Here is a 20,570-nt window from a genome sequence, read left to right on the forward strand (position 1 = left end):
GCTCAGCCGAGGTCGGTCGAGTCACCCGCCGGCGCGACGTCCGTGTCCTCGACAGGGCCGCCGGCGCTGGGGAACTCGCCAGCGGTCATCTCATCGACCGTGTCGGGAGCGCTGCCGATCAGCTCGGACTCGTCGGGGATCTCCTCGTCGACGAACTCCCCCTCACCGGGAGGCATGATCGGACGGACCGGCAGGACCTGTCCCTCGACCCGCTTGATCGAGAGTGAGAGCCGGCGACGCTCGGAGTCGATCTCGAGAATCTTGACCCGAACCGGATCACCCGGCTGGATGATCTCGCGCGGGTTCTCGACGTGGTGCTGGGCGAGCTCGGAGATGTGGACGAGCCCCTCGACGCCGTCAAGGATCTCGACGAACGCCCCGAAGGTGACGACCTTGGTGACCGTACCCTCGAGCTCATCGCCAATGTTGTAGGTGTCGATCACCCGCTGCCACGGGTCCTCCTGGGTCTGCTTGAGACCGAGGGAAATGCGCTGGCGGTTGCGATCGATGTCGAGCACCTTGACCGACACCGTGGAGCCGATCGTGAGGATCTCTGACGGATGGTTGACGTGGCTCCAGGAGAGCTCGGAGATGTGGATGAGCCCATCGATGCCGTCGAGATCGACGAAGGCGCCGAAGTCGACGATGTTGGAGATGACGCCCTCCACGACCTGGCCGGGCTGGAGCCGGTCGAGGATCCGCTCCCGATCCTCCTTGCGCTGCTCCTCGAGCACCGCGCGGCGAGAGAGCACGACGTTGTTGCGCGAGCGGTTGAGCTCGATCACCTTGCACTCGATCGTCTGCCCCATGTACTCGTCGAGGTTCGGGACCCGACGGATGTCAACGAGGGAGGCGGGAAGGAAACCACGCACACCAAGGTCGATGATCAGACCGCCCTTGACGACCTCGATCACCGACCCCTCAACCGGCTCACCCGACTGCGCCGCCGCCTCGATCCGGCGCCAGGCCTTCTCGAACCGCGCCCGCTTCTTGGAGAGGATGAGGCGACCGTCCTGATCCTCCTTGGTGAGGACGAGGGCGTCGACCTCTTCTCCGAGGGACACCTCCTCGGACGGATCGACGGACTTGCGGATCGACAGTTCGGAGGCGGGGATGACGCCCTCAGACTTGTATCCGATGTCGACGAGGACCTCGTCCTGGTCGATGCGGACAACGTGGCCGGTGACGACATCACCCTCGGAGAACGGGCGGATCGTCGCGTCGTAGTTGGGGACGATGCGACCGTCGATCTCCAGCAGCAGGCCATCAGAACCGGGGACGACCTTGGCTTCGGGCAGTTCGGTTGGGGTAGGGACAGTGAGCGTTGACATTGGTCGTCCAATGGTAGCCGCGTGGGTCAGAACTCCTATCATCGCCCGCCGTGCCCGTCCGAGCCACCAAGCGGGGAACCGAGCGAACCCGGTTCGACCTCGACGCCGACGTCCTCATCTGTGGCGCGAGCTTCGCCGGACTCGCTGTCGCGCGTGAGCTGAGGATGTCCGGCGCGAAGGTGATCGTCGTCGATCGCTACGAGATCGGTGAGCGCCAGACGTCCGCCTGCGGGATTCCGACCGGCTGGCTGGAGGCCCTCGGGCTCACGGGCGCGATGCAGCAGACCTTCCCCGAGCTCGTCATCCACTCGCCCCACGGCACCGCCCGGTTTCCACTCCCCTGGACCTTCTCCACCTTCGACTACCGGACGCTGTGCGCGCTGCTCGCCGAGCAGGGTGGGGATTTCCAGTTCGAGACCGCGACGGTCGTTTCCCGGACCGAGGCGGGCGTGCGCACCGACCGGGGCGAGATCCGCGCCCCGATCGTCGTCGACGCGCTCGGCTGGCGACGCGTCCTCTCCGACGGCGCTCCGATCCAGCCCCCGGACGCCTACCTGTCCCGGGGCCTTGAGGTGCACCCGAACGGCCGCGGTGATGAGCTGGAGATCTGGATCGACCGCGACATCATCCCGGCAGGGTATGGCTGGAGCTTCCCGGCCGGCGAGGAGGTGCGCGTCGGCGTCGGCTCGTTCATCCCCCACGACCACGTCAAGGCCCCGACCGTCGCCCTTGCCGAGGATCTCCACCGACCGGCCGAACGGTTCCAAGGCAACTGGATTCCCCATCGCATCCGGGAGGCAACCGAAGACGGCGTGTTCTTCTGCGGCGACAGCGCCGGGCACTGCCTGCCGCTCACCGCCGAGGGCATCCGCACCGCGCTGTACTTCGGGATCGCGGCGGGCCGGGAGATCGCCGACGTCCTCGGCGGCCGCCAGACCAGGACGTCGGCGCTTGCCCGCTACGGAGCGTTCTCAGCGGCCCACCGGTGGCAGTTCGAGTGGCTGCTGCGCGTACAGAACTGGGTTCCGAGGGTCCCGCCTCGGGCGTTGGCCCCGGCACTCAGCGTGATGGCGAGCCGACGCTTCACCGCGTGGTCGTTCAACCACTACCTGGCGATCGCCTCGCCGGAGTTCATCACTTCGCGCTGAGCCAGTCGGGCCCGATTCCCGCCTCGACCTCGAGCGGGGGATCCATCGTGAACGCGCCGGCCATCGCGTCGATGGCGAGCGCGCGCACCGTCTCGGCCTCCTCGGCCGGTGCCTCGAAGAGCAGTTCGTCGTGGATCTGGAGGACGAGGCGGGCCGCCAGACCGGAGGCGGCGAGCGCCGCGTCCGCCCGGACCATGGCGATCTTCATGATGTCGGCGGCCGTGCCCTGGATGACCATGTTGACGGCGAAGCGCTCCCCCTGTTTGCGCAACTCCCACCGGCGCGCCCGCAACTCAGGGACCTGACGGCGGCGGCCCAGCAGCGTCGAGACGTAGCCGAGCTCGGTCCCGTGTTCGATCGTCGCCTCGATGAAGGCCGACACGGCCGGAAAGCCCGCCATGTACCGGGTGATGAACTCGTCCGCCTCCGCCTGGGGGATGTCGAGGCGGTCGGCCATCCCGTAGGCGGACAGGCCGTAGACGATCCCGTAGTTGATCATCTTCGCCTTGGACCGCATCCCCGGGTCGATCGCCCCGGCGCTCACGCCGAAGACCCGCATCGCCGTCGCGGTGTGCACGTCCTCACCGGCACGGAAGATGTCCTTGAGGACCTCCTCCCCGGCGATGTGCGCGAGCAGGCGCAGCTCAACCTGGGAGTAGTCGGCGGAGACGAGCAGGTGACCGGGTTCGGCGATGAAGCAGGCCCGGATCTCCCGTCCCAGGGGTGTGCGAATCGGGATGTTCTGCAGGTTCGGGTTGTTCGAGGAGAGGCGCCCGGTCGCGGCGGCGGTCTGATTGAGCGTCGTGTGGATCCGTCCGTCGGCTGGCGAGATGAGCAGTGGGAGCGCGTCGAGGTAGGTCTGGGCGAGCTTGGTCAGCTCCCGCCAGCGTTCGATCTTGGGAACGATCGGATGTTCGTCACGGATCGCCTGCAGTACCCGGGCGTCGGTCGAGTACCCGGTCTTGCCCCGGCGTTTACGCGTGAGTCCGAGCTTGGAGAAGAGGATCTCCTCGAGCTGTCGGGGCGAGCCGAGGGTGAACTCCTCGTCAGCGAGGGCGTGGATCTCCCCCTCCAGAGTGTCCGCCTCCGCCTTGACTCGAGCGGAGATCTCCGCCAGCGCGCCGGTGTCGAGCTTGAGACCGGCGAGCTCCATCTTGCGCAGGATCCGGACAAGCGGCAACTCGACCGTACGGAAGAGCTCATCCAGGCCGCGGGCGTGGATCTGCTCCCGTTGCCAGCTGGCGAGATGGTGCAGCAGCAGGGCGGTGGCGGGGACGCCCTCCAGGTCGGAGCTGAGCCCTCGCTCCTCCACAAGCTCCCGGAACGGGTAGGCGCGACGAGCGGGCTCGAGCAGGTACGCGGCGATCTCCGTGTCGTGGGCGAGCGCCGGCACGAGCCCGAGGGACTTGGCGTCGTGGGTGATGACGGTGCGTGCACCGAGCGCGGAGAGCAGCTCCGCCGGGCCCGAGCATCCCCCGGTGAGGATCTCCGCTCCCGGGGGCGCGGCCACCGCGAAGGTCCACTCCGACACCTCACCGAACAGCGCGCCCTCGGGGGCCTCCGGAGCGGCAAGGGCGACGGCGATGTCTGCCGCCGGCAGGCCGGTGCTGAGCTCCGCGAGCTCGACCGTCCGCACCCGGGCGCCCAGCGCCCCCGGCGCCCCACCGGCCGGAGCCGGCGAGGGGGCCGCCGCCTCGGGCGATCCGAGGGCCTCCTCGAGCCGTCGCAGCGGTTCGCGCAGCTCAAACCGCCGGAACGTGTCGCGCAGCGCCGAGCGGTCCGGACCGGCGTGCGTGATCGCCGCCAGGTCGAGCTCAACGGGGATGTCTCGCTGGGCGGTGGCCAGCTGCTTGGACAGCCGCGCGATGTCGGCGTGTTCGGTGAGGTTCTGCTTGCGCTTGGCGCCCGAGATCTGGTCGATGTTCCTCAGCACGCCCTCCACGTTCTCGAACCGCCGCAAGAGCTCGGCTGCGGTCTTGTCCCCGATTCCCGGGACGCCGGGGATGTTGTCGGAGCTGTCGCCCTTGAGCCCGATGAAGTCGGGCACCTGGGCCGGGGTGATGCCGTAGCGGTCGATCACCGCCTGGACGTCGTAGAGCTTGGTGTCGGTGATCCCGCGACCGGGCGCGAGAATCCGGGTACGGTCGTTCACGAGCTGAAAGGCGTCCCGGTCACCGGTGAGGACGAGCACGGGGCAGGGTGCGACGGCGGCGATCGAGGCGATCACGTCATCGGCCTCGAATCCCTCCACGCGGAGGTTCGTGTAGCCGAACGCCTCGACGAGCGGCTCGAAATGGGGCCACTGCTCCCGCAGCAGGTCCGGCCGCGAGCTCCGTTGGGCCTTGTAGTCGGGATAGAGCGTCTTGCGGCCGCTGTCACCGCCGTCCCAAACGACGATCGTCGGCCGGTGACCGATCTCGGTGAGCAGCTTGACGAGCATCGAGGCGAGGCCGAAGATCGCGTTCGTCGGCACGCCCGTGGAGGTGGCGATCGACTCCGGGAGGGCGAAGAACGCCCGGTAGGCCAGGCTGTTGCCGTCGATGAGCAGCAGCTCGTCCGGCGCGCGCGTCTGCGGCTTTGGGCTCATCCGGCTCAGTGTGTCCGAAACGTCTGCAGCAGGGTGCTCCGCCCGCGGTCGTCGACGCTGAAGACGGCGAACTCGTCGGCGACGATCCCGCCGCGCGCGTCAAAGCGGACCGGACCGATCGGACTCTGCACGAGCCGGCTTGTGAGCAGGCGGCGCACGAGCACCGAGCGGTCGGCGATGTTCGCTCCCGCGCCCGCGGCCGTCTCGAGCGTGGCGACGAGGAGCCGGCCGGCGCTCTCTCCATAGGCGAGGGCCGGGGTGGACCAGTTGGCGAGCTGCCCGGTGCCGGCGAGCACGCAGTAGCGCACGAGCCGGGGAGAGGCAGAGCCCAGCCCCGTGCAGAGCGGCGGGTTCTCCACGCCCGACACGGTGCAGCCGGCGTGCACCCGGCGCGTTGACCGGCAGTCGTGCAGGAGCGCGACCTCCCGAACCGCTGCCGCCTGTGTGGCCACCGACGGCATCAGATAGAAGGTCGTCGGGTGCGGGGACAGCGGGACGGCCGCGGCGATCCCGCCCGCCCCGCTGGGAGCGGGGGCAGCTCCGGCCGCCGATGCGCTCGCCAGCGGTCCGCTCGGCGTGATCAACGGGATTCCGGCGGCGGCCAGCGGGACGTCGGCGATCTCCGCGTCGGTCGCGTTGAGCTCGCCGATGACCGCGATCGTGTGGACGTTTGCGGCGGCGTGGCGAGCCGCGAGGGTGATCACCTCGGCGCTCGCGAGATCACCGACGGGCGCGTCATCGTGGACCGCACAGAGGCGAACCCGGTAGGCGCCGATCCGCAGCCCAGCACTGGGGATCTGCATCTCCACCCCGGTGAGAAAACCGCGAGCGGCGCGCCCGGCCGCCGGGGAGGCGCCGTCGCCGCCGGCGAGGGGCAGATCGACGTCCACGCAGAGCGTCGAGATCGGAGGCGTCCGAGCGCTGTGCTGGGTCGCCCCGCAGCCGGCGAGCATGGCGACCGCCGCGGTGGCGACCGCGATCGTGCCGACGACCCTCACCGCCGCAGCGCGCAGGCGGCCGCTCACTTCAGCTTGATGGTGAAGGCGGGCACCGAAGCCCGGCCCGCGTTCTCCTTGAGCGTCGCGATCACGGAGGCGGCGACCTTAGCTCGGTCGTTGGCGTGCCCGCCCTCGGCCGACAGTACCCGCAGCAGTACCCAGACGGCGTCATAGCCCTCGATCGCGTCCGCGCTCGGCGCGTGACCGAAGTCCCGCCGGAAGTCGCGGGCGAAGGCCGGATCGGCCCGGTTGAGCGCGGCGGGAGAGGTTCCGAGGTCGAGTGGCAGGCTCGCGAAGGTCCGGCCGTAACTGCTGTAGCTCTCGAAGTTCGCCTGGCTGGGCTTGACCGGGTCGGTCGGGCTCAGCTCGAGCAGATCCTCGGCGTTGGTGATGCCGACGGTCTGCCGGGACAGCCCGGACTGCACCTCACCGACGTAGGCGATCGCGCTGTTGTTCTCGATCGCCGTCCTCGCGAGATCGGACACCTGGGATCCCTTGGTGAGGGTGCGTGGTCGCAGCGACACGTTCTTGAGCGCGCCGGCGTGTTCGACGAAGGCGAGCTGCTCGGCCTCGACGACGTCCTGGAGGGCCTGGTCGGCCCGCACCGCGGGCGGATCGGAGAGGAAGACGGTCAGGGACGTTCCTGTTGCCGTGACGTCGGTCGTCGTGTTCGCGCCGGTCCCGCTGCAGCCGGCGAGCACGACGGCGAGCAACGGGAGCGCGACCAGCGCGCGCGGGCGTGTGCTACCGACTCTTGAACGGAGCAAGGCGCGGCGCGAGGGTCTGGGCCGACAGGGCGATCAGGAACGCGACGATCCCGATGATGAGAGCGTCGAGTCCCGAAACGCCGAGCGCCCAGATGACGATCCAGAGCATCAGCCCTGCGGTGGCGGTGGCAATAACTTCCATTGGGCGAGATCCTATCTGAGAGCGGTGGCGAATGCCCTGACGAGCTCACCGATCGCGACGGCGTCCGCCTCCCCCGCGGCCCGTACGAACCGGGAGCCGACGATCACCCCCTCCGCTCCGGCCGCCGCGGCCGCCGACGCCTGCTCGGGCGTCGAGATCCCGAAGCCGAGCGCGACCGGGACGCGCGCATCCCCTCGGACACGGGCCAGTAACGCGGGAACGTCACCGTCGGATCCCGTCCGTTCACCGGTCGTCCCGGTGACGGCCACGGTGTAGATGAACCCGGTGGCGGCGGCGACGATCTCGGTCATGCGGTCCGGTGGTGTGGTCGGCGCCACGAGCGGGACGAGGGCGAGCCCACGCGCGGCACAGGCGGCCGTGACCAGCCCTGACTCCTCCCGGGGAAGGTCCGGGACGATCAGCCCACACACCCCCGTCGCGACGAGCTCGTCACAGAACCGCTCGACGCCACGGGCGAGGATCGGATTGATGTAGGACATGAGGATGACCGGGACGCGCTCGGCCACCGCGGCGGCAACGGTGAGACACTCATGCAACGTCGCCCCCGCCTCCAGGGCGGCGACCGCGGCCGCGTGGATCACCGGCCCGTCCGCGAGCGGGTCCGAAAAGGGGATCCCCAGCTCAATCAGATCCGCACCGCCGTCGACGTAGGCGGCGGCGATCTCCCGGGAGCGTTCGACGTCGGGATAGCCGGCCATCATGTAGGGCATCAGCGCCGCCCGGCGCCCGTCGGCGTGGGCGCGGGCGAACGCCTCGGCGATCCGCTCGGTGCCGGGTGCGGTGACGTGGGCGGCAGTCATCGGCCGAGCTTCTCCAACGCCTCGGCGAGGTCCTTGTCGCCCCGGCCCGACAGGCAGATGAGGTCGAGCCCGGACCCCTCGGGATGTGCGAGCGTCCAGGCGAGTGCGTGGGCGGACTCGAGGGCGGGGATGATCCCCTCCAGTCGCGTCACCTCCGCGAAGGCGGCGAGCGCGTCGACGTCGGAGACGGCGACATACTCGGCGCGGCCACTGTCGCGCAGCCACGCGTGCTCGGGCCCGGCCCCCGGATAGTCGAGGCCGGCCGAGATCGAGTGGGCTTCGAGGATCTGGCCGTCCTCGGACTGCATGATCGCCGACAGCGAGCCGTGCAGGACCCCGGCGGGGCCGCCGACGCCACCAGCGGTGAGCGGTGCGCCGTGATGGCCGGTCTCGATCCCCTCTCCGGCGGCCTCGACCCCGACCAGGGCGACCCCGGCGTCATCGGTGAAGGGGGTGAACGTACCGATCGCGTTCGAGCCGCCGCCGACGCAGGCGATCACCCGATCAGGCAGCCGCCCGGCCGCCGCGAGCACCTGGGCGCGGGCCTCGTCGCCGATCACCCGCTGCAGGTCGCGGACCAACGCCGGATAGGGGGCGGGGCCGACGCAGGAGCCGATGATGTAGTGGCTGTCACGGACGTTGGTCACCCAATCGCGGATCGCCGCCGACACCGCTTCCTTGAGCGTCCGCGCGCCCGCGTCGACCCCGACGACACGGGCCCCGAGCAGCTCCATCCGCTGCACGTTCGGGCGCTGGCGGCGCATGTCCTCGGTGCCCATGTAGACGACGCACTCGAGGGCAAGCAGCGCACACGCGGTCGCCGTGGCCACCCCGTGCTGGCCCGCACCCGTCTCGGCGATGATCCGTGTCTTCCCCATCCGCTGGGCGAGGAGGGCCTGCCCGAGCGCGTTGTTGATCTTGTGCGCGCCGGTGTGGTTGAGATCCTCGCGCTTGAGATAGACGTCGTGCCCGACCCGAGCCGACAGCCGCTCGGCCCGATAGAGCGGACTCGGGCGGCCGACGTAGGTGTTCAGCAGCGTGTCGAGGCGGTGGCGGTACTGCGCATCCGCCGCCGCCTCCACCCACGCCTGCTCGAGTTCGGCCAGCGCGGGCATCAGCGTCTCAGGGACGTACTGCCCGCCGTAGGGGCCGAAGCGGTGCGGCACGCCGCTCACGGGCTCACCTCGGCGGGGGCGAGAGCCGCGACGAAGGCGTCCATGCGATCGTGATCCTTGATGCCGGGGGCAGACTCGACGCCGGAGCAGACGTCGACCCCAAAGGGCGCGACGATCTGCGCCGCCTCCGCGACGTTGTCCGGGGTCAATCCGCCGGAGAGGATCACCGGCGGACCGCCGCGGCGGCGGCCGGCGAGCTCCCAGGCGAAGCTCTCCCCCGTCCCCCCGGGCGTGCCGGGCACGTAGGAGTCGAGCAGATGAAAGTCGGTGCTGAACGGCCGCAGCGCGGTGATGTCGCCGCCGTCTCGCACTCGGGTCGCCTTGATCACCTTCGCACCGGTGCGGCGAGCGACCGTCTGGGCGTAGGCGGGGCCCTCATCCCCGTGCAGCTGGACCATCGTCAGGCCGATCTCGTCGGCGAGGGTGACGAGCGCGTCAAGCTCCTCGTTGACGAACACGCCGACGATCTCGGCGCGCCGGCGCAGCGCGTCGGCGATGTCAGCCGCCTCCTGAGGCAGCACGACCCGGGGTGAGCCCGCCCACAGGATCATGCCGACGGCCCAGGCACCGAGGCCCACCGCGTACTCGGCGTCCTCGAGGCGGGTGATGCCGCAGAACTTGATGCGGGGCGGGGAGATCATGCGCATGGGCCCAGATCATGGCAGCACGCCGCGGGGGATGATCGTGCGCACCGTGTTGATCGGCACGGCGAAGCTGACCGGGAAGCGGCCGGAACCGTCGGAGACCTCGAGGGCGGACTCGATTCCGATCACGTCTCCGTTGCCGTCGAGCAGCGGACCCCCCGAAGCTCCCGGTGCGGGACTGAGGTCCGTCTCGATCACGTCGGCGATGGAGCCGCCGTCGGCCCCGGCGAGCTCGGGCTGGAGGGAGGCGACGATCCCGCTGGCAACCGTTCGCTCGACCCCGTAGGGGTTAGCCAGGGCGATGATCGCGTCCCCGACCCCGACCGAACGTGAGTTCCCGACCGGCAGGGGCCGGATCCGCCGGCTGACCCCGCGCATCGACACGCGCAGCAGGGCGACGTCGTTGGGCTGGCTGTACTCGACGACCTCGGCGCGGCGGGCCGTGTCCGTGTTGAAGCTGACGGTGATCCGGTCGCTCGCGAGCGCACCCTCGATCACGTGGAAGGCGGTGATGATGTACCCCTGCCGGGAGATAAGCACCCCGGACCCGGTCGCGACCGTCCCGGGACGCTCGGTCCCGGCGACGAACGGACTCGTCACACGCCGGCCGACGATCGCGCGGACCTGGACGACCCCGGGCGACTCGTCGAGGTAGGTCGACGCGACCGCGCTGCCGGCAGTCGGTCCGGCGGGGTTGACCGGTGGCGCCGTCGCGTAATTGATCGGGACGGTCTCGGTGTGGCGGGCGCCGACGACCCCGAAGGCAAGGAGGGCTCCGGCGACAATGAGGCCACCGAGGACGGAGGCCAGCAGGTGGGACCACAGCACGCCGCGCATCGACTCCGGCGGAGTATCGTGCACGCGCTGAACCGGGCCTAAACCGGCCTACGCCGCCGCGATCGACCGGGCGGCGGCCTCGAGGTCGGGCGCGCGCATCAGCGCCTCCCCCATCAGGACGGCGTCGACACCGGCCTGCGCGAGCGCACGGATCTCGGCCGGGGCGCTGAAACCGGACTCGGCGACGACGATCACGCCCGGGTCGGCCGCGAGCTCGGCGGCGAGCGCGAGGCTCGTGCTCAGGTCGACCTCGAGGGTGCGGAGGTTGCGGTTGTTGATCCCGATGATCGGCGCTCGGAGGTCGCGGGCGACCGTCAGCTCGCGGCGGTCGTGGACCTCCATCAGTACCTCGAGCCCGAGGGACCCGGCGAGCGCGAGGAGCTCCCCGAGCGGCTCTGGGTCGCCGAAGGCGGCGACGATCAGCAGGATCGCGTCCGCACCGGCGACGGCAGACTCGTACACCTGATACGGCTCGACGATGAACTCCTTGCGAAGGATCGGGAGGCCGCTCGCCTCCCGGGCGGAGCCGATGTCGGCGAGCCGTCCGCCAAACCGGGTCGGCTCGGTGAGGATCGACAGGGCCGCGGCGCCGCCGCGCTCGTAGGCGCAGACGACGTCGGCGAGGCTGAGGTCGTCGCGGATCACGCCGGCTGACGGGGACGCCCGCTTGTGCTCGGCAATCAGGCTCACGCGCCCCTCGGCGGACCCGGCCGCGAGCGCCGCGGAGAACCGCCGGCGGGGGGCCGTCTGCTCGGCGACCCGGAGCCGGGCGGCGCCGACGAGGTCGGCGAGGACGTCCGGCACGGCGACAGCGGCGGCCCGTTCGTCGCTCATGTCGGCGCCAGCTCGCGGGTCGCGGCGACGAACCGCTCGAGCGTGTCGGCGGCGGCTCCGGAGTCGACGGCGCCCGCGGCGAGGGTGACCCCGTCGGTGAGGCTGTCGGCCCCCCCGGCGGTGTAGATCGCCGCGCCGGCGTTGAGCAGGGCGAGGTCACGGGCCGCTCCGCGCTCGCCGGCGAAGATCCGCCGGCAGATCGCGGCATTCTCGGCGGGGTCGCCACCGGGCACGGCGTCGGGCAGGTGGCGGTCGAGGCCGACCATCTCCGGGGTCACCGAGTAGGCGTGCTCGGTCCCGTCGACGACCTCGATCACGTGCGTCGTCGCGCTGATCGACAGCTCGTCGAGCCCGTCATCGGAGTTGACGACCATCGCGTGCCGGGTCCCGAGCAGCGCGAGCGCCCCGGCGAGGCGCGGCAGCTGGGGTGCCTGGGAGCAGCCGAGCAGCTGCCGGGAGGCGCCGGCCGGGTTCGTGAGCGGCCCGAGGAAGTTGAACGTCGTCCGGACGCGCAGTTGCTTGCGCACCTCGACGACGTGCCGGGTCGCCGGATGGTGGTAGGGGGCGAACATGAATCCGAAGCCGACGGTGTCGATGCAGTGGGCGATCGCGTCCGGAGTGAGGTCGATCCGGGCCCCGAGCGCCTCGAGCACGTCAGCGGAGCCCGACAGGCCGGTGGAGGAGCGGCTGCCGTGCTTGGCGACCCGCATCCCGGCGGCGGCGGCGATCAGCGCGGCCGTCGTCGAGACGTTGAAGGTCCGCCGGCCCCCGCCGGTGCCGGCCGTGTCGAGAAGGTCGGAGTGGTGGGTACTGACGACCGCCGCGAGCGCACGCATCGTCCGAGCGAGGCCCGCCAGTTCGGCGACGGTCTCCCCCTTGATGCGCAGCGCGACAAGGAACGCGGCGATCTGGATGTCGGAGACCTCGCCACCCATGATCTCGGCGAGGGCGACCGCGGCTTCCTCCTCGGTCAGGTCGTGCCCGTCGGCGAGCCGGTCGATGCTCGTGGTGAGAAGGTCGCTCATGCGCCGATGAAGGTAGCCAGCATCGTCTTGCCGTGCGGCGTCAGCACCGATTCGGGGTGGAACTGGACGCCCTCAGCGGGCAGGCTGCGGTGCCGGACCGCCTGGATCACCCCGCCGCCGCGGGCCGACACCTCGAGGCAGTCCGGCAGCGTATCCGGATCGGCGACGAGCGAGTGGTAGCGGCCAACCTGCAGCGGTGAGGGCAGACCGGCGAAGATCGTCGCCCCGTCATGTTCGATCTCGGTCGTCTTTCCGTGCACCGGAGCGTGGCGGACGATCCGTCCCCCGAAGGCCTGAACGAGGGCCTGATGGCCGAGACACACCCCGAGCAGCGGGATGCCCGCCTCCGGGAACCGGCGGGCGACCTCGAGACTCACCCCGGCCTCATCCGGGGTGCACGGGCCCGGGGAGATGATCGCCCGGTCATAGCCCCGGAGCAGCAGCGCGTCGATGTCGAGGCGGTCGTTGCGGACGACCTCGATCGCGTGCGCGGGCGCGGCGAGCTCACCGAGGTACTGGACGAGGTTGTAGGTGAAGGAGTCGTAGTTATCGAGCACGAGGATCCTCACTGCCACCCCTCCTGGGTGCGGGCGAGTTCGATCGCGGCACGCAGTGCCGCTGACTTGTTGACCGACTCCTCATATTCGCTGGCCGGGTTCGCGTCGGCGACGGTGCCGCCCCCGGCCTGAATGTGCACCCAACCGTCCTTGATCACCGCGGTGCGGATGTGCACGCAGGTGTCGAGATCGCCTCCGTAGCTGACATAACCGATCGCACCGCCGTACCCGCCCCGCTTGACCGGCTCGAGTTCATCGATGATCTCGATCGCCCGCACCTTCGGCGCCCCGGACAGGGTGCCGACCGGGTTGACCGCCGCGAGCGCGTCGAGCGCGGTCACCCCGGGGGCGAGGGTCCCCGACACGTTCGAGACGATGTGCATCACGTGGCTGTAGTGCTCGATCGCCATCAGCTCGTCGACCCGCACCGTCCCGTACTGCGACACCCGGCCGATGTCGTTGCGCCCCATGTCGACGAGCATCACGTGCTCGGCCCGTTCCTTGGGATCGGCGAGCAGTTCGGCGGCCAGGCGCGCGTCCTCTTCGGCCGTCGTACCGCGCGGGCGGGTCCCGGCGATCGGCGTCGTCGCGACCCGGCGCCCGGTGACGGTGACGAGCGGCTCCGGGCTCGCCCCGGCGATCTGGAAGTCACCGAAGTCGAGGTAGTACATGTACGGGCTCGGGTTGACCGCTCGGAGCCCGCGGTAGATGGAGAAGGCGCTCAGCTCCGTCGGAGCGCTCCAGCGCTGACTCGGCACGACCTGGTAGGCGTCGCCCGCACGGATGTAGTCGATGATCCTGGCGACGTTGGCCTCAAACTGCTCACGGGTGAGGTTGGAGCGGAAGTCGGGTGGCGGGGGAGCCGGCTCACCGGCTCGGCTCCCCCGGGGGAGCGCCCCGGACAGCGCGGTGGCGACCGCCTCGATCTTCACGGCCCCGGCGCCGTCAGGCTCGTCCGGGTAGGTGTGGGCGATCACGGTGATCCGATGCTGGAGGTGGTCGAAGACCACCAGCGTGTCGGTCAGCATCAGCGCGAGGTCGGGGGTGCCGAGCGGATCGGGGTTCGGGGCGCCGAGGCTCGGCTCGACGGTCCGCACGAGGTCATAGGCGAACATGCCGACGGCGCCGCCGAGGAACGGTGGCAGCGTCGGGTCCTCGGCGGGGGCGGCGGGGGCGTGGGCGGCGACCGCTGCCGCCGCGAGCGCGTAGGGGTCGCCGGGATCGCCGAGGCGCCAGCGCAGCGTCGCCCGCGGGCGGTGGCCGAGGAAGGAGTAGCGGCCGACCCGGCCGTGCTCGGCGGATTCGAGCAGGAACGCCGGTTCCCCGGGCGCGGCCGCCGACAGCTTCAGGAACGCCGAGACCGGGGTCTCGGTGTCATCGATCCAGGAGGCGTACTCGACGCGAGCCTGGGGTGCCTCAGCGGCTGCGCTCATCCAGGATGCGCTCCGCGTCCGCGAGGCTGAGCTTCCGGCTGGCGAGCAGCACGGTGAGGTGGTAGAGGAGGTCGGCGGCCTCGTTGGCGACCCGGTCATCGGACTCCTCCCGGGCGGCCCGCGCGACCTCCTCGGCCTCCTCCTGGACCTTCTCACCGATCAGCGCCGGGTCCGCGAGCAGGCGCGCTGTGTAGCTGCTCTCGGGCTCGTTGGCGTCACGCCGCTGAGCGATCGTCCGTTCCAGCGCGGGGAGCACCTCATGGGCGACCGCGGGCGCGTGGTCGCCGGCGAAGAAGCATGTACGCGCCCCGGTGTGGCAGGCCGGACCGCGCGGGGAGACGAGGGCGAGGATCGCGTCGGCGTCACAGTCGTGGCGCAGGGCGACCAGGTCGAGGCGGTTTCCGGAGGTTGCTCCCTTATGCCAGAGCTGTTGTCGGCTGCGACTGAAGAAGTGCACCTCGCCCGTCTCCTGGGTGCGGGCGAGCGCCTCCGCGTTCATGTACGCGAGGGTGAGCACCTCTCCGCTGACCGCGTCCTGAACGATGCAGGGGACGAGCCCCCGGTCATCAAAGGTGATTGCGCTGCTGTCCATGGCTGGCGCCGGAGTCTAGGGTTCGCGCCGTCGCCGGGGGGCGCGGGGGTTTCACTCGATGCCGAGACGGTCGAGCACGCGGTCATCGGCGCGCCAGTGGCGGCGGACGCGGACGGACAGGTCGAGGTGCACGTGCGCGGCGCGTTCGCGCTCGATCGCCCGTCGCGCCCCCGTCCCGATCGCCTTGATCATGCGCCCGCCGGCCCCGATGAGAATGCCCTTCTGGGACTCGGTCTCCACCAGCACGACCGCCTCGATCCGTACCGGTCCGCCGGGGGGCTCGTCGATCGCGAGGATCTCCACCTCAACGGCATGGGGAACCTCGTCCCGGGTCCGCATCAGCACCTGCTCACGCACCAGCTCAGCGAGCAGGACCGCCTCGGACTGGTCGGAGCGCTGGTCGGGGGCGAAGTAGCTCGGCCCGGGCGGCAGCAGCCCGGCGAGGTGGCTGACGAGCGGGCCCACACCGCTTCCGGTGCGGGCGGAGACGGGGAAGATGTCATCGGCGACGCCAAGCTCGGCGACGGCAGAGAGCACCTCAACCGTTCGTGCCCGGTCGACCGCATCGAGCTTGTTGACCGCCACGACGACGGGCGTGGCACCGGCGGCCTTGGTGAGAAGGCCGGCGATGAACCGGTCGCCCGGACCGATGCCTTGGACGGCGTTGACGACCATCAGGCAGGCGTCCGCGTCGGCGAGCTCGTGTTCGACACGGCGCTGCATCCGCTCGGTGAGGGCGTCCCGCGGCCGCTGAACCCCGGGGAGATCGACGATCACGAGCTGGAAGTCCGGGCCCGACGCGACGGCCCGGATCGCCCGCCGGGTCGTCTGCGGCTTCTCGGAGACGATCGCCACCTTCGATCCGACGATCGCGTTGGTGAGCGTCGACTTGCCGACGTTTGGCCGGCCCGCGAGCGCGATGAAGCCGGACCGCATCACGCTCACGTGCTGATCCAGCGGACGAGTTCGGACTGGAGTGCGAGCATCTCCCCCTCGTCGGTCTCGTGATCCATCCCGGCGAGATGGAGGGCGCCATGGATGATCGCCTCGCGGAGGTCCTCGGTGTGGTCGGGGCAGATGATGATGTCCCCGAGCTCCCGGGGGCCGGCGCTCTCGCCGTCCTCGTCGACGCCGAAGGAGAGCACGTCCGTCGGGGTGTCGCGACCGCGGTGATCGCGGTTGAGCTCGCGGATCCGCTCGGCGGTCACGAACGTGACCGCGAGGTGGCCCTCGCGAATCCCGGCGGAGGCGAGCGCGAGCACGCACAGCTCACGCACCTCGAGCGGGAGCGGATCGCCCGGGGCGAGCGCCCCCGCGTTGAGAACCTCGATGTCGAGCGCGTGGACGTTCACGGCCGCGGCTGCCTCAGGCCGACTTGGCCGGGCGGATCGGAGCGGCTCGACGCTGGGCGTGCTCGTCGTAGGCGGCGACGATCCGGCGCACCATCTTGTGCCGGATGACGTCCTCCTCCCCGAAGCGGACGAAGGTGATCCCCTCGACTCCGTCGAGCACCTCACTGACGGCGATCAGGCCGGACTGCTGGTCACGCGGGAGATCGACCTGGCTGATGTCCCCGGTGACGACCATCTTCGATCCGAAGCCGAGGCGGGTGAGGAACATCTTCATCTGCTCGGGCGTCGTGTTCTGCGCCTCGTCGAGGATGATGAAGCTGTCGTTGAGGGTCCGCCCGCGCATGTAGGCGAGAGGGGCGACCTCAATCACGCCGCGCTCGAGGTGCTGGGCGACCTTCTCGGGCTCGAGCATCGTGTGGAGAGCGTCAAAGAGCGGACGCAGGTACGGGTCGACCTTGGCCATCAGGTCCCCCGGCAGGAAGCCGAGCCGCTCGCCGGCCTCGACCGCCGGGCGGGTGAGGATGATCCGGTTGACCTCCCGGGACTGGAGCGCGGCGGCGGCGGCGGCCACGGCGAGGAACGTCTTGCCGGTGCCGGCGGGACCGATCCCGAAGGTCACCGTCTGGCTGCGGATCGCGTCGACGTAACGCTTCTGATGGACGGTCTTGGGCGCCACCTTGCTCGACCGGTGGCGCCAGACGACGTCGTCGAGGACCTGAGCGGGGTCGACCTGTTCGCTGATCGCTCCGGACACCGATTCGACCGAGGAGGCGTCGAGCTCGTGGCCCTTGGCGACGAGCGCCGTCAGTTCGCGGATCACCCGTTCACCGGCGGCGACGGCCGCCTCGTCCCCGTCGAGGGTGAGGACGTTGCCGCGAAGGAACACGGCGCAGCGCAGGTGGGCGTCGAGGGACCGCAGGACGCAGTCTCCACTCCCCGCCAGCTCGGCGGCCGTCGGGTTGTCCAGTTCGATCCGCGTTCTCAACTGAGTGCCTCCCTGACCGCCGCTTGGGCCCGTTTTCCGTCCACCTGACCGTCCGTTCTCGCCATCACGAGCTTCATCACGCCACCGAGATCCCGCACCGTCGTCGCACCGGTCTCGGCGACCGCCGCCGCAACGATCGTCGCGAGCGTGGTGTCATCGAGCTCGGGCGGCAGGTACGCGGCGATCAGCTCCGCCTCGGCGCGCTCCTGGGCGGCCAGCTCCGGCCGCCCGGCCCCGGCGAACTGGTCGGCCGCCTCGAGCCGGCGCTTGCGTTCGCGTCGCAGGACGCCCGCTTCATCACCGCGCCCCTCCTTGTGCTCGCGCTGCAGCTCGGATGTGAGCAGACGCAAGGCCGTCACGGTGGCCTTGTCACCCGCCTTCATCGCGCGAACCGTGTCCGCGCGGACCTGATCGAGCACACTCACCGTGCCCTACAGGATAGGACCCCGCCCCGGCGGAACGGGCACGGGTTCCCGGCCGCCCACCGTCGGCCGGGAACCGTGCACGCTCACCTCCACTTCCAACCGGAGACCGCGACGCGGACCCCGGCCGGTTTGAGTCCTCGCAGTGGCGCGCTGGAGAGGAGAGAGAACCGCGCGTGCTGCCACTGCGAAGCTTTGCTGGCCGGACCGGGCCGGTTGGGAGTGCGTGAGGATGATTGAGGATCGCGCTCCTGGGGTGGACGAACATCGGCCCTCTGGACAGGATTCGGTTAAGCCTCCTTGTCCAGGCGGGCGGATGTGGAACCGTAGGGGCAGGTGTCGCTCTCCTCTCCCCCGACCGTCATCGCGCGCGTCCTGCCGTCCCGGTCGGCTGCGGCCCGGCTCGCCGGCGCCGGAGCCGGGTGGGGGCTGCTCGGCCTCTCGACCTTCATCTACCTCCGTCTGTCGACCCGCGGGCCCTTCCACGTCGGACCGCGCGCCCTTGCGTTCTTTGACCTTCGCGTCTACCGCGGGGCGGCGGTGCGAGTGCTCGACAGCGCCGGCCTCTACAGCCATCCGATCATCCACCATCTCGGCTTCACCTACCCGCCGGCCGCGGCGATCCTGCTGGCCCCACTCGCCTTCGCTCCGCTCGTCGTCGACGAGGCCGTCGTGCTCGGGCTCAACCTGCTCGCGCTCGTGTGGGTGATCCACAGCGCCCTCGCGCTGGCCGGGACGCCGGTGCGCGCGGTCGGACGCTGGCCGTTCGCGGCGCTCATCGCCGCCGGGGCGCTGTGGCTGGAGCCGATCACCGTGACCCTCGGCTACGGGCAGATCGATCTGCTCATCGCCGGACTCGTCCTCCTCGACCTCAGCCGACCGGCCGACGCGCCCCTGCGCGGGGTGGCGATCGGCGTGGCCGCCGGACTGAAGCTCACGCCGCTGCTGCTGATCGTCTACCTGTTCCTGCAGGGCCGGCGCGCCAACGCGCTCACCGCGCTCGTCGCCTTCCTCGCCACGATCGCGCTCAGCCTCGCCGCCACCGGCTCTGCCGCGATCCACTACTGGGGCGGACTCGTCCTCGACAGCGCCCGGGTCGGTGGTGCCCAGGATGCCGCCAACCAGTCCCTCCGCGGCGCGCTCGCCCGGCTGCTGGGCGTCCCCCACCCCGGTCTCGAGCCCGAGGCGATCGTCGTGATCGTCGCCTGCGGTGGCCTCTGGCTTGCGGTGTCCGCCGCCCGCCGCAGGGAGACGACCCTCGGGACGGGGCTGGCGATCGTCACGACGCTGCTCGCTTCCCCGGTCTCCTGGACCCACCACTGGACGCTGGCGGTGCCCGGGCTCGTGTGGCTCACCGTGGCGGCGCTGCGAGGACGCTCGGCGGCGCTGGGAGCCGCGGCCCTCGCCGCCGCCGCGATCGGGTTCGCCTACATTCCCGAGCGGTTCATGGTCCGGCATGAAAGCGTCACCGGGCTCGTCTCCCTGACCGCCGACCCCTACGTGCTGATCGGCGTCGCGGCACTGCTCAGCGCGGCCGTCCGCGAGCAGCGCCTCAGGCGACGGTCGTCCCGCTGCGCGACTCCGGGGCTCCCGGGACCTCGGTGACCGCAGGGAGTTCCCGTTTGGCCGGCGCCGGCGGCAGAATCGGCTGATCGAGCGGCGGGATGTGCCCGATCCGGGTCATCTCCGCGATGTCCCGCGGGAACAGCGCCCCGACCGTCCAGTCGGTGAGAAGCCGGATCCGGCGGTCCCAGCCGGGCATCCAGGCGAGGTGGTAGGTGCGGGCGATCACCCAGGCGAGGAATCCCTTGACCTTGATCCCCATCAGGTTCGCGACCGCCTTGTGACGGCCCAGGTCAGCGAAGGAGCCGAGGGTCTTGAAGGTGAACGGGCGGACCTCTCCCCCCTTGAGCGCCGAGGCGATGTTCCTGCCGAGCAGGTTGCCCTGGCGGATCGCGTGCTGGGCGGTGGGCGGGCAGGGCATCCCCGGCATCGCGGGGTTCGGGACCGCGGCGACGTCGCCGACCGCCCACACGTTGGTGAAGCCGTCGACCTGCAGCGCCGGATTGGTGATGATCCGGCCGCGGTCCAGCGGGACACCGAGGCTGGCCGCGACCGGTGAGGCCTTGACCCCGGCGGTCCAGACAAGCGTCCGGGTCGGCAGAACCTCGTCGGTGGAGAGGATCACGTGGTCCTCGTGCACCTCCTTGACCGAGGTCTCGAGCTTGAACTCCATGCCGCGTTTGCGCAGCAGGTTCATCGCCCACTCCGACAGCGGCGCCTGGATTTCGGGCATCACCCGCGGCATGATGTCGACGAGGGTGAACTTCACCCCCGTCTGCTTGCAGCGCGGATAGAGCTTGAGCACGTCGTCAGCGAAGTCGAGCAGCTCGGCGATCCCCTCGAGCCCGGCGTAGCCACCGCCGACGAAGACGAAGCTGAGGTAGGAGCGCCGCTCGAACGGGTCGTCGAGCCCCTCGGCGAGTTCCATGCTGTGGATGATCCGGTTGCGCAGCGCGGTCGCTTCCTCGATCGTCTTGAAGCCGACCCCGTGCTCGGCGAGGCCGGGCACGGGAAAGGTCCGTGACACCGAGCCGAGGGCGATGACGAGATGGTCGTAGTCGAAGGTGTGCTCATGACCGGAGACCATCTCGACGGTCACCTGCTGGGCGGCCGGGTCCGCCGATGTCACCCAGCCGACCCGCAGTTGGGTGCGCCGGAAGTGTTCGCGCAGGGGCATCACGATGTGACGCGGATCGAGTGTCCCGGCGGCGACGCCGGGCATCAGCGGCGCGTAGGTGAGGTAGTTCGTGTTGTTGACGAGGGTGATCGTCGTGTCCGCCGGAGCGTGCTTCTCCAGCTTCCTGGCGGTGTAGAAGCCGCCAAACCCACCACCGAGTATGAGGACCTTGCTCGCCAT

At 70.6% G+C, this 20,570-nt stretch carries 21 protein-coding genes; 2 read left to right on the forward strand and 19 right to left on the reverse strand.

The window, feature by feature from the left end; translation table 11 throughout:
* Window positions 1–2 precede the first annotated feature (2 nt).
* Window positions 3–1,331 carry a 30S ribosomal protein S1 gene (rpsA, locus tag M3M55_RS13130; protein WP_249009952.1) on the reverse strand — a complete coding sequence of 443 codons (1,329 nt, stop codon included), beginning with the start codon at window positions 1,329–1,331 and terminating at the stop codon, window positions 3–5.
* Between the two features lie 50 nt (window positions 1,332–1,381).
* On the opposite strand from rpsA, the gene M3M55_RS13135 reads away from it, so the two are divergent.
* On the forward strand, window positions 1,382–2,479 hold the full coding sequence (locus tag M3M55_RS13135) for an NAD(P)/FAD-dependent oxidoreductase (protein WP_249009953.1): 1,098 nt from the start codon (window positions 1,382–1,384) through the stop codon (window positions 2,477–2,479).
* On the opposite strand, the gene M3M55_RS13140 is transcribed toward M3M55_RS13135, so the two are convergent.
* Genes M3M55_RS13140 through M3M55_RS13220 form a run of 17 tightly spaced genes read right to left on the reverse strand, consistent with a single transcriptional unit; the run spans window position 2,466 to window position 17,653 of the window.
* The gene (locus tag M3M55_RS13140; protein ID WP_249009954.1) at window positions 2,466–5,066 is read right to left on the reverse strand and encodes a DNA polymerase I; all 2,601 of its coding nucleotides are present in this window, start codon (window positions 5,064–5,066) and stop codon (window positions 2,466–2,468) included. The two genes, M3M55_RS13135 and M3M55_RS13140, sit on opposite strands and share 14 nt — an antisense overlap.
* Window positions 5,067–5,071: 5 nt before the next feature.
* Complete coding sequence (locus M3M55_RS13145; RefSeq protein WP_249009955.1) at window positions 5,072–6,091, reverse strand: hypothetical protein; 1,020 nt, start codon at window positions 6,089–6,091, stop codon at window positions 5,072–5,074.
* Window positions 6,088–6,777 (reverse strand): hypothetical protein, encoded by a 690-nt coding sequence (locus M3M55_RS13150; RefSeq protein WP_249009956.1) that lies wholly within the window; start codon window positions 6,775–6,777, stop codon window positions 6,088–6,090. Before M3M55_RS13150 ends, M3M55_RS13145 begins: the two co-directional genes overlap by 4 nt.
* Before the next feature lie 31 nt (window positions 6,778–6,808).
* A complete protein-coding gene (locus M3M55_RS13155; RefSeq protein WP_249009957.1) occupies window positions 6,809–6,973 on the reverse strand; it encodes a hypothetical protein in 165 nt (54 codons plus the stop codon).
* A gap of 11 nt (window positions 6,974–6,984) precedes the next feature.
* Entirely contained in the window at window positions 6,985–7,794 is an 810-nt protein-coding gene (trpA, locus tag M3M55_RS13160) for a tryptophan synthase subunit alpha (protein ID WP_249009958.1), read from the reverse strand.
* Complete coding sequence (gene trpB, locus M3M55_RS13165; protein WP_249009959.1) at window positions 7,791–8,969, reverse strand: tryptophan synthase subunit beta; 1,179 nt, start codon at window positions 8,967–8,969, stop codon at window positions 7,791–7,793. Before trpB ends, trpA begins: the two co-directional genes overlap by 4 nt.
* Window positions 8,966–9,616, reverse strand: a complete 651-nt coding sequence (locus M3M55_RS13170; protein WP_249009960.1) for a phosphoribosylanthranilate isomerase — start codon at window positions 9,614–9,616, stop codon at window positions 8,966–8,968. The genes trpB and M3M55_RS13170 overlap by 4 nt, the downstream gene beginning before the upstream one ends.
* Before the next feature lie 9 nt (window positions 9,617–9,625).
* Window positions 9,626–10,474 carry a S1C family serine protease gene (locus M3M55_RS13175; RefSeq protein WP_249009961.1) on the reverse strand — a complete coding sequence of 283 codons (849 nt, stop codon included), beginning with the start codon at window positions 10,472–10,474 and terminating at the stop codon, window positions 9,626–9,628.
* 24 nt (window positions 10,475–10,498) lie between these two features.
* A complete protein-coding gene (locus M3M55_RS13180; RefSeq protein ID WP_249009962.1) occupies window positions 10,499–11,284 on the reverse strand; it encodes an indole-3-glycerol-phosphate synthase in 786 nt (261 codons plus the stop codon).
* Window positions 11,281–12,309 (reverse strand): anthranilate phosphoribosyltransferase, encoded by a 1,029-nt coding sequence (gene trpD, locus M3M55_RS13185; protein ID WP_249009963.1) that lies wholly within the window; start codon window positions 12,307–12,309, stop codon window positions 11,281–11,283. Before trpD ends, M3M55_RS13180 begins: the two co-directional genes overlap by 4 nt.
* Window positions 12,306–12,878, reverse strand: coding sequence for an aminodeoxychorismate/anthranilate synthase component II (locus M3M55_RS13190; RefSeq protein ID WP_249009964.1), 573 nt, complete (start codon window positions 12,876–12,878; stop codon window positions 12,306–12,308). Before M3M55_RS13190 ends, trpD begins: the two co-directional genes overlap by 4 nt.
* The gene (gene trpE / locus M3M55_RS13195) at window positions 12,875–14,299 is read right to left on the reverse strand and encodes an anthranilate synthase component I (protein WP_249009965.1); all 1,425 of its coding nucleotides are present in this window, start codon (window positions 14,297–14,299) and stop codon (window positions 12,875–12,877) included. Before trpE ends, M3M55_RS13190 begins: the two co-directional genes overlap by 4 nt.
* Entirely contained in the window at window positions 14,283–14,891 is a 609-nt protein-coding gene (hisIE, locus tag M3M55_RS13200) for a bifunctional phosphoribosyl-AMP cyclohydrolase/phosphoribosyl-ATP diphosphatase HisIE (RefSeq protein ID WP_249009966.1), read from the reverse strand. The genes trpE and hisIE overlap by 17 nt, the downstream gene beginning before the upstream one ends.
* A 51-nt stretch (window positions 14,892–14,942) precedes the next feature.
* Window positions 14,943–15,827, reverse strand: a complete 885-nt coding sequence (gene era / locus M3M55_RS13205; RefSeq protein ID WP_249009967.1) for a GTPase Era — start codon at window positions 15,825–15,827, stop codon at window positions 14,943–14,945.
* Window positions 15,828–15,832: 5 nt separating this feature from the next.
* Entirely contained in the window at window positions 15,833–16,243 is a 411-nt protein-coding gene (gene ybeY, locus M3M55_RS13210; RefSeq protein WP_249009968.1) for an rRNA maturation RNase YbeY, read from the reverse strand.
* A 13-nt stretch (window positions 16,244–16,256) separates the two neighbouring features.
* Window positions 16,257–17,228 (reverse strand): PhoH family protein, encoded by a 972-nt coding sequence (locus M3M55_RS13215; protein WP_249009969.1) that lies wholly within the window; start codon window positions 17,226–17,228, stop codon window positions 16,257–16,259.
* Window positions 17,225–17,653, reverse strand: coding sequence for a GatB/YqeY domain-containing protein (locus M3M55_RS13220; protein ID WP_249009970.1), 429 nt, complete (start codon window positions 17,651–17,653; stop codon window positions 17,225–17,227). Before M3M55_RS13220 ends, M3M55_RS13215 begins: the two co-directional genes overlap by 4 nt.
* Window positions 17,654–17,986: 333 nt before the next feature.
* Between M3M55_RS13220 and M3M55_RS13225 the strand changes: the two genes are divergently transcribed.
* On the forward strand, window positions 17,987–19,255 hold the full coding sequence (locus M3M55_RS13225; protein ID WP_249009971.1) for a glycosyltransferase 87 family protein: 1,269 nt from the start codon (window positions 17,987–17,989) through the stop codon (window positions 19,253–19,255).
* On the opposite strand, the gene M3M55_RS13230 is transcribed toward M3M55_RS13225, so the two are convergent.
* Window positions 19,203–20,570 carry an NAD(P)/FAD-dependent oxidoreductase gene (locus M3M55_RS13230; protein WP_249009972.1) on the reverse strand — a complete coding sequence of 456 codons (1,368 nt, stop codon included), beginning with the start codon at window positions 20,568–20,570 and terminating at the stop codon, window positions 19,203–19,205. The genes M3M55_RS13225 and M3M55_RS13230 overlap by 53 nt on opposite strands.

It is taken from the genome of Conexibacter sp. DBS9H8 (genome assembly GCF_023330685.1).
Lineage (GTDB): Bacteria > Actinomycetota > Thermoleophilia > Solirubrobacterales > Solirubrobacteraceae > Palsa-465.

Excerpts from the sequence above, each read along its gene's own strand:
- era (WP_249009967.1), bottom strand. The coding sequence starts at position 15,827 with ATGCGGTCCGGCTTCATCGCGCTCGCGGGCCGGCCAAACGTCGGCAAG.
- trpA (WP_249009958.1), bottom strand. The coding sequence starts at position 7,794 with ATGACTGCCGCCCACGTCACCGCACCCGGCACCGAGCGGATCGCCGAG.
- hisIE (WP_249009966.1), bottom strand. The coding sequence starts at position 14,891 with ATGGACAGCAGCGCAATCACCTTTGATGACCGGGGGCTCGTCCCCTGC.
- M3M55_RS13155 (WP_249009957.1), bottom strand. The coding sequence starts at position 6,973 with ATGGAAGTTATTGCCACCGCCACCGCAGGGCTGATGCTCTGGATCGTC.
- M3M55_RS13180 (WP_249009962.1), bottom strand. The coding sequence starts at position 11,284 with ATGAGCGACGAACGGGCCGCCGCTGTCGCCGTGCCGGACGTCCTCGCC.
- rpsA (WP_249009952.1), bottom strand. The coding sequence starts at position 1,331 with ATGTCAACGCTCACTGTCCCTACCCCAACCGAACTGCCCGAAGCCAAG.
- M3M55_RS13140 (WP_249009954.1), bottom strand. The coding sequence starts at position 5,066 with ATGAGCCCAAAGCCGCAGACGCGCGCGCCGGACGAGCTGCTGCTCATC.
- M3M55_RS13170 (WP_249009960.1), bottom strand. The coding sequence starts at position 9,616 with ATGCGCATGATCTCCCCGCCCCGCATCAAGTTCTGCGGCATCACCCGC.
- trpE (WP_249009965.1), bottom strand. The coding sequence starts at position 14,299 with ATGAGCGCAGCCGCTGAGGCACCCCAGGCTCGCGTCGAGTACGCCTCC.
- M3M55_RS13230 (WP_249009972.1), bottom strand. The coding sequence starts at position 20,570 with ATGGCGAGCAAGGTCCTCATACTCGGTGGTGGGTTTGGCGGCTTCTAC.
- trpD (WP_249009963.1), bottom strand. The coding sequence starts at position 12,309 with ATGAGCGACCTTCTCACCACGAGCATCGACCGGCTCGCCGACGGGCAC.